Genomic DNA, 15,229 nt, shown 5'->3' with positions numbered 1-15,229 from the left:
GAGCTATTTTGTAAACAATTTTTTGTAATTATCTAAAATTTATTCATCACAGAAAAGATAGAGATCGCCATACTTATTGTCTAGATTTACAGACGCGATCGTCGAGCGCTCTTTTTAGTATTAAATTTTACTTTTTTTGGTGTGGCATATTTTACTGAATTTAGCGTTCATTATTTAACATTATTTTAGATAGGCTCCTAATTAAATTACTAGATGACTGCAACTTCTAGCGGCAAACATTAAAAGCAAGTGAAAATTTCTCACTTATATAGCCAAATAGGTTTATGAATAAGGCTTTATATATATCGCTCGTTAGCCTTGATTTATTTATTTTTGTAGAAAAACTGTTTCCTGTCAATAGAAAATTTTTCTATTTTTCCATCTGACAAAATTGCAGATTATGCAGAATCCTGTTGTCCCCAATTCTAAAAAACTACCACTACGCCTGATTCTAGTCGTGCCGTTTGTGCTACAAATCTTTGCCGCTGTGGGACTAGTAGGGTATCTCTCCTTCCGAAATAGTCAACAGGCGATTAATGACCTAGCTTACCAGTTAATAACCAAAGCGAGTCATTTAGTCGATCGGCACCTCGATACTTATCTAGCTACTCCACATCAAATTAATCAAATTAATGCCGATGCGGTGGAACTAGGACATTTGAACTTGCAAAACTATCCCAGCCTAGAACATTATTTCTGGAAACAGTTGCAGGTATTTAATGTTGGCTATATTTCTTATGCAACAGTAAAAGGTGAATATGCCGCAGCTGGCTATTACAAAAATCCCAAGAAGGCTGTAATTGATGAAGTCTCTCCAGCTACCAAAGGAAAAGGTTACGTATATGCTACAGATAGTCGTGGCAATCGTACTAAGTTAATTGAGATTGTATCGGGTTACGATCCGCGAGCTGAGGCTATTTTTCAAGATACGGCGCGAGTAGGTAAACCGACTTGGAGTCAGGTTTACGCTTGGGATAGCGATCCAGATATTTTATCAGTTGCGGCTGGCTATCCAATTTACAACAAAAAAAAAGCATTGCTGGGAGTTATTAGCGCCGACCTGCGCCTCACACAGATTGGTGATTTCTTGCGCCGCATACATGTGAGCCAGTCGGGAAAAATTTTCATTGTCGAACGGAATGGATTAGTCGTAGGAAGTTCGAGTTCTGAACCGTCATATACTATTGTTAGTGGCAAAGCACAGCGTCTTAATTTTCTCAACAGTCGCGATCGCTTAATTCAATCTACAGCACGATATTTACAAACTCAGTTTGACAGCCTAAAACAGATTCGACATAGCCAACAGCTAGAGTATACGCTAGGAGGAAATCGCCAGTTTGTCCAAGTGACACCGTGGCAAGATAAATACGGTTTGGACTGGTTGGTGGTTGTCGTTGTGCCTGAATCTAATTTCATGGCGCAAATTAACGCCAACACCCGTACTACAATATTGCTCTGTTTCGGAGCATTGGCGATCGCTACAGCAATTGGTGTTTATACTTCTCGTTGGATTACTCAACCAATTTTAAAGTTGAGTCGAGCCAGTCAGGAAATTGCTGCTGGAAATTTAGAGCAAACTGTCACAGTTAAAGGTATTCAAGAACTCGATATTTTAACTAAGTCCTTCCACCAAATGGCAGGACAATTGCGAGAGTCTTTTGCAGCTTTAGAAAAGACAAATCAAGCATTAGAACAGCGCGTGAGCGAACGGACTCTCCAACTGCAATTAGCAAAAGAGGCTGCTGATGCTGCGAATCAAGCCAAAAGCGAATTTCTGGCTAATATGAGTCATGAATTAAGAACTCCGTTAAATGGGATTTTAGGTTACGCTCAAATTCTCCAACGCTCTTCAAGAATTACAGAGCAAGAACATAAAGGAATTAGCACTATTTCGCAGTGTGGCAATCATCTCCTCACGCTAATTGATGATATTCTCGATCTTTCAAAAATTGAAGCGCGGAAAATGGAACTTTATCCCACAGAATTTCATTTTCCTGCTTTTCTGCAAGGGGTAGTAGAAATTTGTAGCGTTCGTGCCGAGCAAAAGAAAATTGCTTTCGTTTATAGTGCGGAAAGCGAAATACCTTCTGGAATTTGTGCTGATGAGAAGCGTTTGCGACAGGTGTTAATTAACTTACTCGGTAATGCAATTAAATTTACAGAGCGCGGGGAGGTTAAATTTATAGTTAAAAGCCGAAAACTCGAAAATTTAAATTATCAGGTAAGGTTTCAAATTGAGGATACTGGTGTAGGCATGACAACCGAACAATTAACAAAGATTTTTTTACCCTTCGAGCAAGTGGGAGATAATAAATACCAAGCACAAGGAAGTGGTTTAGGACTGGCGATTACCCAGAAAATTGTTTCTTTGATGAAGAGTACCATTCAGGTATCTAGTCAAATAGGAAAAGGCAGTATTTTTTGGTTCGATCTAGAATTGACTGAAACTACAAGATGGTTGGACATAGCTAGGCTAAGGTCTCAAGGTAAGATTGTTGGTTTTCATGGCAATAAGCAGAAAATTTTGGTAATTGACGATCGCTGGGAGAATCGCTCTATTTTAGTCAGTCTTTTAGAGCCAATTGGATTTGAAATAGCAGAAGCTGAGAACGGTCGAGAAGGATTAGAAAAAGCGTATAAATTTCATCCAGATCTCATTATTACTGACTTAATAATGCCATTGATGGATGGGTTTGAAATATTACAGAGAATTCGCGCCTCAGAGCAACTTTCTGGAATTGTCGCGATCGCCTCTTCTGCTAGTGTATTTGAAACTAATCAATATCGTAGTTTAACTGCTGGAGCTGACGAATTTTTACCCAAACCAGTACAAGCAGAAATTTTATTAGAAATGTTACGCTCGCATTTAAAATTGACTTGGATTTACGAACAACAAGACACTCAAAAATTCTCGTCAATTCAAGACTATGCTAGCCAGCCTCATCAAACCGAGCTACCTCCCGTCGAAATCTTGACTCAACTACACGAACTCGTCAAAAAAGGCGATCTTGATAAAATTTTAACCGTAGCCTATCAATTAGAAAAGGTAAATGATAAATATTTATATTTTGCTCAAGAAATTATTCAGTTAACCGAAAGCTTTCAGGTTAAACAACTACGAGAAACATTGCAAAAATACATAAAAAATTGAAGCAATGATAAGATATAGCTGTTTTTATTATAGCATTATTATTTGATTTGAGATCGTATAACAGGCTTCTATTTTAGAATATGAATAATTGATGCGAACAATAGAAAAGTATCTACTGTTCGCAAAGTATCTACGACTGCTATATTAAATATTAATAAGCTCGCTTAACGAAGTAAACCACAATAATCAACGTTCATTCGCATCACCCCGGCTTAAATCTGCGTTTAAGTTTATTTTTTTCAATAGCAGATCTATTTTTCAAATTAATCTTATAGTACTTTGATGAAAGCTCTAAATTCTGGACTGATATTAATTGTAGATGACAATCCTACAAACTTGTCAGTCCTATCGCATACGCTAAAAAGCGCGGGATTTAATATTAGAGTTGCGATAGATGGCGAAAGCGCGATTGAGCTGGTAAAGTGCGAGCCACCAGATCTCATATTGTTAGATGTCCAGATGGAAACATTGGATGGATTTGAAACCTGTAGCATACTCAAAGCAGATGCAGCCACACAAAAAATCCCAATTATTTTTATCACTGCCTTAGCCGATCTGCAAGCTAAAGTCAAAGGTTTTGCTGTCGGAGCAGTAGACTATATTACAAAACCATTTTACAAAGCAGAAGTTATTGCTAGAGTGACAGTCCATTTACAATTGAGCTTGTTGACACGCAAGGTAATGGAACAAGCGATCGCGCTGCAAAAAGCAAATCAGGAATTACAAAATCTCATCTATATAGATAGCTTGACCCAAATTGCTAATCGTCGCCAATTTGATTCTTGTTTCGAGCGAGAGTGGCGGCGACTAGCACGGGAGCAAGCACCGTTAGCTTTAATTTTGTGTGATGTTGATTACTTTAAAAAGTACAACGATTGCTACGGTCATATCGCTGGAGATATTTGTTTACAGAACATTGCCAAGGCGTTGATGCGCGCTGTGACACGTCCGGCAGATTTAGTTGCAAGATATGGTGGTGAAGAATTCGGAATTATTTTGCCAAATACTAGTACTGAAGGTGCAATTCGAGTCGCCGATCGCATTCAAGCAGAGATCGAACAGCTTCAGATTCTTCATTCTCAGTCTGAGGTGAGTGCATACGTCACTGTGTCTTTAGGAATTAGCAGTCAAATTCCAAATCAGGAAATATCAACTGAAACATCGATCGCTGCTGCCGATCGCGCTCTCTATTGTGCCAAACAGCAAGGACGTAATACTTATTGTATTTGCGATCGCCTCTAGAAGACTGGCAAGCTAGATAAGAGATCCAAAGAATTTGGTATACCGATACAATGCAACCAAACCAAGCAGAGATTGAGGCAATTCGCGCTCAAATTGCGGCTCTACAGCAAGAATGCGCCTCCCTCAGCGCTGAGTCACCAGAAAGTACTCCCCAGGCGCAAACAACAAATGATGACTTAGCACAGCTACTAGAAAGCTTAGCGGCTTTGACAGCGCAACTGCGGCAAAAACGCGCCGAATTCACCGCCTTGCAGGTGCGATCGCAATATCAATCGATCGAGCAACACGTAGAGGAAGGGAGAACGCAAGCTAAAGTCCACGCCGATCGAATCAACGAACTTGCAGGAGAATTAGCCGAAGAAATCCGCGCGCTTAAAGCGATCGCAGATCGAATCAGTCCGAGTTATTGGCAAGTCTACTACAAACCCTTCATCACTGGCTTTCAAACGATTTCAGTCCCTCACGTCCGTTCTGATGGAGACGTGTGGACGATTGTGAATCGCGTGGTTTAGATACAGGTGGTTTAGATATAGATTGTAGGGGTGTATCGTAATGCATCTCTACAACTACAGGCAAAGGCTTCTGATAAAAATTAAATACATGGCGATCGCCACTCTCGGCGACGAGATACTGGCTGGTAGCGAGGGGACTGAAAACAACAGGTTCAAACTGTCGCAAGTTTTGACATTCTTCAATGACAGGGAAAGGTTTGTGTCTGGTGACATCATTCCAGCCAAACACTAACATTCCACCTGGACGCAAGCATTGAAAACATTGCTGAAATGATATCTCAGTTGCTTCTCTACTATCAATGCCATGTCCAAAGACACCGTTATAAACTATCAGATCGAAGTACCCAGGGGCAAAATACTGGCTTAAGTTTAATAGCGAGTCAACAACGTGTCGTTTAGAACCGAATTTTTTTCTGTTCGGATTAATTTCAATCGTCCAGTACTCTTTGTTTTTGAAATAGCGATTGTACGGTTTAGTGTACCAGTCGCTACCAACAAATAGGATTTTGTGGAATTCATTACACTTGACGATATAAGGAATAATTGTATCTTCTAATACGAGGCGATCGGGGGAATTTAAATAAAAGCTGAATCCCTTCCTCCTCGTGACCGATATTAAAGCTAACCAGCTTTGAATTTGATTCACTAACGGTTTGGGAAAAGCTAACTTAACAAGTTCCTTAGCCTGCTTGAGGATACTCATAGATACAATAACCTTAGTTAAAATAAATTTTTTCAGAAAATTTTGTAGCCTACCTGACCATCTCATCTATGTCAGAAGTAGCAAATGTGCGATCGAGTTTAGCTGAGATATGCCTTCATGACTCAACCAAGCCATCCAATTTTGTCTGAGTTAAAGAGTAGTATAAAAAGTTTTTAGAAAAAGAGGAAGACTCTAAATTTGACAAGTAGAAACAAGTGATTTCTTACGCTAAATAAAATCGCTTTGTTCGATCAAATTGATGACTTATTTCTCGGTAAATAAACTGTGTTTAAAGTTACTTCAAATATTGTGCGTGGCTGACTGAAAATTTCATTTTTCAATAAAAAAAAAAGTATAAAAAATATCATTTTATTTCTGTTGAATAGCTTATTTATAGCTATTTATATGTGGTTCATACTTAAGATTACTCAGTGTAAATGTAGCGATGAGTATCATGGTGATTTTTCTTTGCCGCTTTTTCTAGCGTGCGAGTTACTCTGTCACAGGATTATCAGTATCAATACATACTTTAAGTGTTTTTTATACTTGAAGTTGCCATAAGTATTTTTACTGTGCAAGTTAAAGATTTCAGTAAAGTGGGTGAAAATTACTTTGCAAATCTTTACTTAACTTAATAAAATAGAAGTCATAGATATTAAGTATTTGTTCTCAGTCATGTTTCCCGAACAAGTTCCTTGGCTAAGCATCATCACCCTACTACCGTTAGTAGCTAGCCTAGCCATTCCGTTGATTCCAGACTCTAAAGGCATTGTTCGCTGGTACGCTCTCGGAGTCGGAATCATAGATTTCTGTATCATGCTCTATGCCTTTTGGCAAAATTTTAATTTACAAAACTCAACATATCAGCTCGTCGAAAGCTACGCTTGGATTCCCCAAATTGGTTTAAACTGGTCGGTTGCCGTTGACGGGTTATCCATGCCTCTAGTGTTGTTAGCAGGTTTCATCACCACGATGGCAACATTGGCAGCGTGGAACGTGACAAACAAGCCACGCTTGTTCTACTTCCTAATCTTGGTCATGTACAGCGCCCAAATTGGCGTGTTCGTTGCCCAAGATATATTAATGTTCTTCTTAATGTGGGAAATCGAGCTAGTCCCTGTATACTTGCTGATCTCCATTTGGGGAGGACAAAAGCGGCGCTACGCTGCCACTAAGTTTATTCTTTATACTGCTGCTGCTTCTATATTTATTTTGATATCTGGTTTAGCAATGGCTTTCTACGGGGATACAGTCACATTCGATTTGACTGCCCTGGGGCTGAAACACTATCCTAAAGTCCTAGCGATGCTAGCCTATGCTGGATTCTTTATCGCCTTCGCTGTGAAATTGCCAGTATTCCCCCTGCACACTTGGCTACCAGATGCTCACAGTGAAGCCTCTGCCCCAATTTCAATGATCTTGGCTGGGGTATTGCTAAAGATGGGCGGTTATGCCCTCATCCGCTTTAATATTGAACTGCTACCCGATGCCCACGTTTACTTTGCTCCAGTCTTGGCAATATTGGGGGTAGTTAACATTATTTACGGTGCTTTTGCTGCCTTCGGTCAAGGTAATCTCAAGCGGCGACTCGCTTATTCCTCCATCGCCCACATGGGTTTTGTCCTGATTGGGATTGCTTCCTACACCGATTTAGGCATTGGCGGCGCGGTATTGCAAATGGTTTCCCACGGTGCGATCGCCGCTTGCTTATTCTTCCTATCAGGAGTAACTTACGATCGCACCCATACTTTAATGATGGAAAAGATGGGCGGGATGGCGAAAGCGATGCCCAAAGTCTTTGCTTTATTCACTGCCGCTTCAATGGCTTCTTTAGCTTTACCCGGAATGAGCGGATTTGTGGGTGAGTTGACGATATTCCTCGGCATCACCACCAGTGACGCTTACAGTTCTGCGTTCAAAACTGTCGTCGTGTTCCTCGCGGCTGTTGGTTTAATTCTGACTCCAATTTACTTGCTGTCCATGTTGCGGCAAGTCTTCTATGGGAAAGAAAATCACGAACTGGCATTCGAGTCATATTTAGGCGATGCTAGACCGAGAGAAGTTGCGATCGCAATGTGTCTGCTAGTTCCTATCGTTGGCATTGGCTTGTATCCCAAAATTGCTACGCAAACCTTTGATGTAAAGACGGTAGCAGTCGCAAGCCAAGTACGTACCGCACTGTCTACCGTGGTAGCGCAGCAGCCCAAGACCCCTCTCTATTCTCGCCTGCTGGCTGCACCTCAGTTAGCCGTGACTCAGACATCAAATTTGGCTGAATAGTCATTGGTCATTTGTCATTGGTCATTTGTTTGTACGGGCGGGTTTACCCAGATTTTCAGTCACCAGTCGAAATGTTTGGTAAACCCGCCCGTACATTAGCAAGAGCATATAAAGCATATTTCGTGTAGGGGCGCACAGCCGTGCGCCCTTACGTTTATGCATTCTTACCTACATGAAACCCGACAAAAAAAGTCGGGTTTGTTTGACTCGCTATATACACCGTGTTAGTATCAACCGAAGTTGACGGACAATCGAGGGAATGACTAATGACTCAGGCGATCGCAAACCAAACCAAGACAAACGCCACATTTAGAGCCTTGAAATGTAAAGAATGTGGTGCTGAGTACGAACTACAAGCAATGCACGTTTGCGAATATTGCTTTGGTCCATTGGAAGTTGCTTACGATTACAGCGCTCTGCGCGATACCGTCACTCGCGAAAGCATTCAAAAAGGACCCCATTCAATTTGGCGCTATCGTCCTTTTTTACCTGTTGCTACTGATAATCCAATTGATGTCGGGACTGGATTGACACCCCTAGTTCGTGCCAATCGCCTAGCGCGTCGTCTCGGACTGAAAAAGCTCTACATTAAAAACGATGCCGTCAACATGCCTACCCTCAGCTTTAAGGATCGGGTGGTATCAGTTGCCCTGACTCGCGCACGGGAATTAGGTTTTACGACAGTCTCTTGTGCGAGTACGGGAAATTTAGCTAATTCTACCGCGGCGATCGCCGCTCATGCAGGTTTAGATTGCTGCGTTTTCATTCCTGCCGATTTAGAAGCAGGTAAGGTTTTAGGAACTTTGATTTACAGCCCTACTGTCATGGCAGTACAAGGTAACTACGACCAAGTCAACCGTCTCTGTTCTGAAGTAGCTAACACATACGGTTGGGGTTTTGTCAATATCAATTTGCGCCCCTATTACTCCGAAGGTTCCAAGACTTTAGGTTATGAAGTTGCAGAACAACTGGGTTGGGAATTACCAGACCACGTAGTTGCGCCTCTAGCTTCTGGTTCCCTGTTCACCAAAATCTACAAAGGCTTCCAAGAATTTACCGAAGTTGGCTTAGTAGAAGGCAAGCACGTCAGATTCAGCGGCGCGCAAGCCGATGGGTGTTCGCCGATTGCTCAAGCTTATCGGGAAAACAGAGACTTTATCAAACCAGTAAAACCGAGTACGATCGCTAAATCAATTGCGATCGGTAATCCAGCGGATGGTGTCTATGCCTTAGATATTGCGCGGAAAACAAACGGTAATATTGAATCAGTTAGCGATCCCGAAATCATCGAAGGAATCAAACTACTAGCAGAAACTGAAGGTATCTTTACCGAAACCGCAGGTGGAACCACGATCGCCGTGTTGAAAAAACTAGTAGAAGCAGGTAAAATCGACCCCGAAGAAACTACCGTTGCTTACATCACTGGAAATGGCTTAAAGACACAAGAAGCCGTTCAAGGATATGCAGGCGAACCCCTCACAATTGAGCCAAAACTCGATAGCTTTGAAAGAGCGTTAGAGCGTTCTCGCACCCTCGAACGCCTAGATTGGCAACAAGTTTTGGTCTAATTTGAGATTTTAAATTGGTAATAGGTAATGGGTAATGGGTAATTGGTTGTTGATGACTGATATGCGCCCATTATTCACTCCCTACTCCCTACTCCTTACTCCCTACTCCCTAGTTTATGGCTGTTAAAGTACTAATTCCGACTGCACTGCAAAAATTCACCAATAATCAAGCTACTTATGAGGGTAGCGGTCATAGTGTAGCTGAGCTGATTGAATCCCTCGAACAGGGTTTTCCTGGGATTAAGTCCCGTTTGTGTGACGAACAGGGACAACCGCGTCGTTTCTTGAATCTATACGTTAATAGCGAAGATATCCGCTTTTTGGATGGTATAGATACACCTTTGAAAGAAGGCGATGAAGTGAGTATCGTCCCAGCGGTAGCTGGCGGTTAATTCAGTTATCAATTGATAGCGATCGGCTATCAGTGTAGAGACGTTACATGTAACGTCTCTACTATCATGTCACAATGTTCTTAAGGAAAAACTTATAAAGCGATCGCTCTTATACCTATAGATCGAGGAATGAGTTGAGCAATGGCAGAAGAAAATCAGAATCCAGCACAGGCTCCAGCAGGAGAAACGGCAGGCGAAAACGCGCCACCCAGCACTGTAGACAAACAAGCTCCTGATGTCGTTGCAGAAAATCTTAAAACGACTTCTGACCCAGAAGCTTCAGAGATTCCTACTGCCAACGCACCAGTTCCAGAAGAGAATCTAGTGGCGAATACGGACGAGGCAAAGGAAAAAGGTACGGCGACAGCAGAAGCTCCAAATGAAACTGACCAGCAAGCAAAAGCAGCTGACAAGCCAGGTTCCAAAAAACCCGACGCATCACCCAAAGCCGATAAGCCAGCCGCAGCTAAAGCAGCAGGTGATAAACCCGCCGCCAAAGCTAAGAAAGAAAAGGGTCCGACAGTCGAAGATAAACCATTTACTGAATTCATTCAACAAGACTACATCCCAGCTATCGAGAAGGCTTTAAAGGCTCAAGGAGTAGTGGATGTGGACTTAACTTTCGGCAAGCAAAAAATTCCTGTTGTGAGCTACGAACAACAAGAGTGCTGGCAAATCGTTGGTAAGTGGCAAAATGTCTCGCGACAATTCAACCTTTATTTCCCTGACGAAGATATTCAAGGCAAGAAATATTTCTCTTGCAATGAAGGCTCTCGACCCAGTACAATCGAGCATTTTCTGGGTGACGAACGCAAAATGACACTCGACCTATTAATGTGGGGAATCATCCAACGGTTGAACGGTCAAAAGTGGCTGTCACTGAATTAAGTTCAACTATATTCTCATTCTAGATATGACATTTGTAGGGGCGTACATCTGTGCGTCCTTACTATCTTTGTATTTCATTCAATTGCAAATCGCTACGATGGCAATTCCATAAATTTATAAACAACCACTCCAGTTGTAGGATGGTTGTCAACTGCTACATAACCAGATTTGACCATTTCTTTTAAAGTTGCTTCTACCTGAGCAAAACTAGCACCAGTATCCATCACGCCTTGCGTGACGGAAAGCTTACCCCCATGCGCCGCCGCAGCTTTGAGCAATTTAACCATTAATTGCTCTTTAGGATTTACTTGGATTGTCTGCGTAGCAACTACCGGGTCTGATAGCGGTACGCCAGCAGTAGATAAGCCCATTTTGGCTCTTAGCTTAGCATTGTAATCATCTACCATATCGGGAATTAGAAATAAATCGATCAATTGCCCGACACCAAATAAGCCGAAGGTAAACAGCCACAGCAAACCCGTGGCTATTTTGCCGTTATAGAAGCGATGCAACCCGTAAACTTGAAGCAAACAACCCAACCACAGAATATAAGAACTACTAGTTTTATTCATAAGTTGTGTGGATAACCAGGGAGCGTATTTTCTATGTTAGAGATTGGTATTGGATTTGACAGGTACGGTTATTAGTCATTGGTCATTTGTATTTCCACTCCCGACTCCCGTACGGGCGGGTTTTTTTGAAGATCCCTGTAAATAACAAATGGCTCTGCGGTTAAACCCGCCCGTACGACTCCCGATTTTCAATGCATAAATAAGTCTATTTTGCCCAAAGAATGACGGATTTGTAAAAAAAATTGATGGGGTGTAGTAACTCTTAATGTGGTAAAGCGGCGCGATCGCCCTGAACCCTTGGTAGACTGAATTTTAGATAATAAATTGCGCTCTATCTTTTGTTACAGAGATAAGAACCCCACAAGAGCAAAACGACATGGTAGATTCCCTAAAAAAACCGAGCTTTGAAGAAATACGTCCTGGGGTAAAAGCTCCAGCCAAGGAAACCATACTTACGCCTCGGTTTTATACAACAGACTTCGATGAAATGGCGCGGATGGATATTTCCGTCAACGAAGATGAGTTGAAAGCAATACTCGAAGAGTTTCGTACTGATTACAATCGCCATCACTTTGTCCGAGATGAAGAATTTGACCAGTCTTGGGATCGCATTGATGGGGAAACTCGCCAATTATTTGTTGAGTTTTTAGAGCGTTCTTGTACGGCAGAGTTTTCTGGTTTCTTGCTGTACAAAGAACTCAGCCGCCGCTTGAAGGGGAAAAACCCCGTATTGGCAGAGTGTTTCGCCCTCATGTCGCGGGATGAAGCCCGTCACGCAGGTTTTCTAAATAAGGCGATGTCCGATTTTGACTTGTCGCTCGATCTAGGATTCTTAACCAAGAACCACACATATACTTTCTTCAAACCGAAGTTTATCTTCTACGCCACTTATCTATCGGAAAAAATCGGTTACTGGCGCTACATCACGATTTACCGTCATCTCCAGGCGCATCCTGAAGATCGGATTTATCCAATTTTCCGCTTCTTTGAAAACTGGTGTCAGGACGAAAACCGTCACGGAGATTTCTTTGATGCCATTATGCGGGCGCAACCGCAAATGTTAAATGACTGGAAAGCGCGGTTATGGTGTCGCTTCTTCCTGCTGTCAGTGTTTGCCACTATGTATCTTAACGATATTCAGCGGTCTAAGTTTTATGCTTCTATCGGCTTGAATGCACGGGATTACGATGTCTACGTGATTGAGAAGACGAACGAAACCGCAGGACGGGTATTTCCGGTGATGCTGGATGTAGAAAATCCAGAGTTTTACCAACGCTTAGATGTTTGCGTGAAGAATAATGAAAAATTAACGGCGATCGCTAGCTCTAATACGCCGAAGTTTCTACAATTCTTTCAGAAATTACCGTTCTATGTTTCCAATGGTTGGCAATTATTGCGGTTGTACCTGATGAAGCCAATTGACGTTGCTCCGTCTCACGGAATGGTACGATAGCAACTTTAAGTTTTGCTCCGCTAAAGTGGTTCTGTACTATGCAGAACCACTTTTTTTGTGAAAGAATCGCCAAAATCTCAAAAGTTCGGCTGGAATCTCGGTTTGTTGAAATTACGTCACGGAAGATCCCCCCAACCCGCTTTCACAAGGAGGACAATCAGATCCCCCTTTTTAAGGGGAGCTAGGGGGGATCTCATTGTTCTGTTCCTTCTCATCGCTACACCTGCTTGGAGTCAACCACAGCCACACAAGACACCCAGTGCAGAGGATTTAGATTTAAAACCAGAAGTTATTGAAAGCAGCCCAGTTCTACAGCGCTGGATGCGTAAAGTACCGAACGTGTTAGAAGAAATCCATCGCGATCCGAGTTTTCGTACCCGTCTGCGGCTAGGATATTCTTTATTTCCTTCGACAAATAATGCTAGTGGCTGGAATTTTGGTGTAGAAGATTTATTTATTGGTGAAAGTGGTTTTACGATTAGTGGAGATTATCAAGCAGCTTTCGATCGCCAGCGCGAGACTTACGGTGTAGACTTACGTTATTACGTGCGTCCTTTGGGAAGTTACATCAATTTTGCGCCGATAATCGGCTATCGACACATAGAAACAGGCGATTATTCCACTGATGGCGTAAATTTAGGGGCAAGGCTGCTCTTCGTATTATCTCGCGGTGGTGCGGCGGATATTGCTCTATCTCAAAGTTGGGTGTCTCCTGGTACGGATGATGAAGTGGGATTGACAACACTCTCTTTTGGCTATGCTGTCACTCGCAATTTGCGGTTGTCTACAGATTTACAAAGGCAAAATTCGCGTCAAGAAAAAGATAGTCGGCTAGGAATTGTGTTGGAGTGGATGTTGTGAGATTTTGGTATGGTGCCGCAATCGCATTGCGTACCTGCTATAACCACTGGCTACAATAGCAAGCGATCGCACTTCGATGCTCTGCCGGACGGCTATCTTGTCTGTTGCCGAGCATAACATCTATCTAAAGATAGATAATTATAAATATTGGCTAGCTTAAGATATATCTAGCTATTCCGCTAGTTCATGTCTTAACAAGACTAAATCGTTCTAACAGCCCGCATTAAGCGGGTTTTTTCATGTTTATTTTGCGATCGCGCTGCTCCCAAATCCGTGCAGCAGGCAGATGAACTGTATGCTCTTGGAAAGAATGAGGCAATCACAAATCAGACTTGCACTAAAGTATTATACTTGCATTGATGGAGAGTATCTATGCGCTACAAACTATTAGGTGACAGTGGATTGCGCGTTTCCGAACTCTGCCTGGGGACGATGACTTTTGGCGAAGATTGGGGGTGGGGAGGTTCCTACGAGGAAAGCCGCAAAATGTTCGATGCCTTCGCTGCTGCGGGTGGTAACTTTCTCGATACGGCTAATCTTTATACCAACGGTACGAGTGAAAAGTATGTTGGTGAGTTTGTTGCAGGCGATCGCGATAAATGGGTGATTGCAACAAAATATAGTTTAAACACGGGTAATGGCGAGATTAATGCAGGTGGCAACCATCGCAAGAATATGGTGCAAGCAGTGGAAGCCAGTTTGCAGCGATTAAATGTGGAATATATCGATTTACTATGGTTGCACGCTTGGGACTTCACTACGCCTGTAGAAGAGGTGATGCGATCGTTTGACGATCTGGTACGCATGGGTAAGGTGCTGTATATCGGTGTTTCCGATACTCCAGCTTGGATTATCTCGCAAGCAAATACCCTAGCAAATCTGCGCGGCTGGACACCTTTTATTGGCTTGCAAATTGAATATTCTTTGAAAGAAAGGACACCCGAACGAGACTTATTACCAATGGCACGGGCGCTTGGGATTGGCGTGACAGCTTGGAGTCCCCTCGGTGCTGGTTTATTGACGGGTAAATACAATCGTCCAGCAGAGGAGACGGACGAACCAGGAAGACTAAGCAATCCAAATGCAGCCCAAATTAGCGATCGCGATCTAGAAATTGCAGCAGAGGTAACTAAAATAGCCGCAGAAATTGATAAAGCACCTTCACAAGTTGCACTCAACTGGATACGGCAGCAACCAGGCGGAATTATTCCCATTATTGGCTCTCGTAAACTGCAACAGCTTGAAGAAAATTTGGCTTGTTTGGAATTTGAATTAAATGCCGAACAAATGCAGCGCTTAAATGATGTGAGTGCAATTCAACTCGGTTTTCCTCACGATTTTCTCAAAAGTCCGATGGTTCAAGATTTTGCCTTTGGTGGAGCGTTGGCTAAGATCGATCGCGATCGCTGTTTCTAGTTTTTGGCTGACCGAGAAATTGAACTGCTAGCACAAATACTGAGTAGCTAAATATATGCGAAAAGTCCGTACATTACGGACTTTTTATGTGTAATTGTTACTAAAGATTGAGTTAAAAAATATAAACTATTTCCTGAAATACCCGATTGAAACTTGTATCAAAACATCGTTTAACTGCTGCAAACTCAACT

At 42.4% G+C, this 15,229-nt stretch carries 14 protein-coding genes; 10 read left to right on the top strand and 4 right to left on the bottom strand.

Going from position 1 to position 15,229, the window contains the following annotated elements; translation table 11 throughout:
- Positions 1 to 400 precede the first annotated feature (400 nt).
- The 3 genes from N4J56_RS04330 to N4J56_RS04320 all read left to right on the top strand — a co-directional run bounded on the left by N4J56_RS04330 (position 401) and on the right by N4J56_RS04320 (position 4,905).
- Positions 401 to 3,151 (top strand): hybrid sensor histidine kinase/response regulator, encoded by a 2,751-nt coding sequence (locus N4J56_RS04330; protein ID WP_317105324.1) that lies wholly within the window; start codon positions 401 to 403, stop codon positions 3,149 to 3,151.
- 282 nt (positions 3,152 to 3,433) lie between these two features.
- On the top strand, positions 3,434 to 4,393 hold the full coding sequence (locus N4J56_RS04325; protein WP_317105323.1) for a PleD family two-component system response regulator: 960 nt from the start codon (positions 3,434 to 3,436) through the stop codon (positions 4,391 to 4,393).
- Positions 4,394 to 4,443: 50 nt separating this feature from the next.
- Positions 4,444 to 4,905, top strand: a complete 462-nt coding sequence (locus N4J56_RS04320) for a hypothetical protein (protein WP_317105322.1) — start codon at positions 4,444 to 4,446, stop codon at positions 4,903 to 4,905.
- Here the strand turns inward: N4J56_RS04320 and N4J56_RS04315 are convergent.
- Entirely contained in the window at positions 4,826 to 5,608 is a 783-nt protein-coding gene (locus N4J56_RS04315) for a class I SAM-dependent methyltransferase (RefSeq protein ID WP_317105321.1), read from the bottom strand. The genes N4J56_RS04320 and N4J56_RS04315 overlap by 80 nt on opposite strands.
- A gap of 675 nt (positions 5,609 to 6,283) precedes the next feature.
- Between N4J56_RS04315 and N4J56_RS04310 the strand changes: the two genes are divergently transcribed.
- The gene (locus N4J56_RS04310; RefSeq protein WP_317105320.1) at positions 6,284 to 7,888 is read left to right on the top strand and encodes an NAD(P)H-quinone oxidoreductase subunit 4; all 1,605 of its coding nucleotides are present in this window, start codon (positions 6,284 to 6,286) and stop codon (positions 7,886 to 7,888) included.
- A gap of 21 nt (positions 7,889 to 7,909) precedes the next feature.
- Here N4J56_RS04310 and N4J56_RS04305 read toward each other — a convergent pair whose 3' ends face one another.
- Entirely contained in the window at positions 7,910 to 8,050 is a 141-nt protein-coding gene (locus tag N4J56_RS04305) for a hypothetical protein (protein WP_317105319.1), read from the bottom strand.
- Positions 8,051 to 8,154: 104 nt separating this feature from the next.
- On the opposite strand from N4J56_RS04305, the gene thrC reads away from it, so the two are divergent.
- The 3 genes from thrC to N4J56_RS04290 all read left to right on the top strand — a co-directional run bounded on the left by thrC (position 8,155) and on the right by N4J56_RS04290 (position 10,736).
- A complete protein-coding gene (gene thrC / locus N4J56_RS04300; protein WP_317105318.1) occupies positions 8,155 to 9,456 on the top strand; it encodes a threonine synthase in 1,302 nt (433 codons plus the stop codon).
- Positions 9,457 to 9,572: 116 nt separating this feature from the next.
- Positions 9,573 to 9,848: a MoaD/ThiS family protein gene (locus N4J56_RS04295; RefSeq protein WP_317105317.1), complete on the top strand. Its 276-nt coding sequence runs from the start codon at positions 9,573 to 9,575 to the stop codon at positions 9,846 to 9,848.
- A 141-nt stretch (positions 9,849 to 9,989) separates the two neighbouring features.
- The gene (locus tag N4J56_RS04290; protein WP_317105316.1) at positions 9,990 to 10,736 is read left to right on the top strand and encodes a DUF2996 domain-containing protein; all 747 of its coding nucleotides are present in this window, start codon (positions 9,990 to 9,992) and stop codon (positions 10,734 to 10,736) included.
- A gap of 92 nt (positions 10,737 to 10,828) precedes the next feature.
- Here N4J56_RS04290 and N4J56_RS04285 read toward each other — a convergent pair whose 3' ends face one another.
- Positions 10,829 to 11,308 carry an NINE protein gene (locus tag N4J56_RS04285; protein WP_317105315.1) on the bottom strand — a complete coding sequence of 160 codons (480 nt, stop codon included), beginning with the start codon at positions 11,306 to 11,308 and terminating at the stop codon, positions 10,829 to 10,831.
- Between the two features lie 376 nt (positions 11,309 to 11,684).
- Between N4J56_RS04285 and acsF the strand changes: the two genes are divergently transcribed.
- A complete protein-coding gene (acsF, locus tag N4J56_RS04280) occupies positions 11,685 to 12,761 on the top strand; it encodes a magnesium-protoporphyrin IX monomethyl ester (oxidative) cyclase (protein ID WP_317105314.1) in 1,077 nt (358 codons plus the stop codon).
- 57 nt (positions 12,762 to 12,818) lie between these two features.
- Positions 12,819 to 13,622: a hypothetical protein gene (locus N4J56_RS04275; protein ID WP_317105313.1), complete on the top strand. Its 804-nt coding sequence runs from the start codon at positions 12,819 to 12,821 to the stop codon at positions 13,620 to 13,622.
- Between the two features lie 200 nt (positions 13,623 to 13,822).
- Here the strand turns inward: N4J56_RS04275 and N4J56_RS04270 are convergent, their stop codons facing one another.
- Positions 13,823 to 13,945, bottom strand: coding sequence for a hypothetical protein (locus N4J56_RS04270; protein WP_317105312.1), 123 nt, complete (start codon positions 13,943 to 13,945; stop codon positions 13,823 to 13,825).
- A 49-nt stretch (positions 13,946 to 13,994) separates the two neighbouring features.
- On the opposite strand from N4J56_RS04270, the gene N4J56_RS04265 reads away from it, so the two are divergent.
- Positions 13,995 to 15,038, top strand: a complete 1,044-nt coding sequence (locus N4J56_RS04265; RefSeq protein WP_317105311.1) for an aldo/keto reductase — start codon at positions 13,995 to 13,997, stop codon at positions 15,036 to 15,038.
- Positions 15,039 to 15,229: the final 191 nt, after the last annotated feature.

Origin of the sequence: Chroococcidiopsis sp. SAG 2025 (assembly GCF_032860985.1) — a bacterium.
Lineage (GTDB): Bacteria > Cyanobacteriota > Cyanobacteriia > Cyanobacteriales > Chroococcidiopsidaceae > Chroococcidiopsis.
Note: the sequence above shows the minus strand (reverse complement) of the source record. Positions and strands in the feature narration are given on the sequence as shown.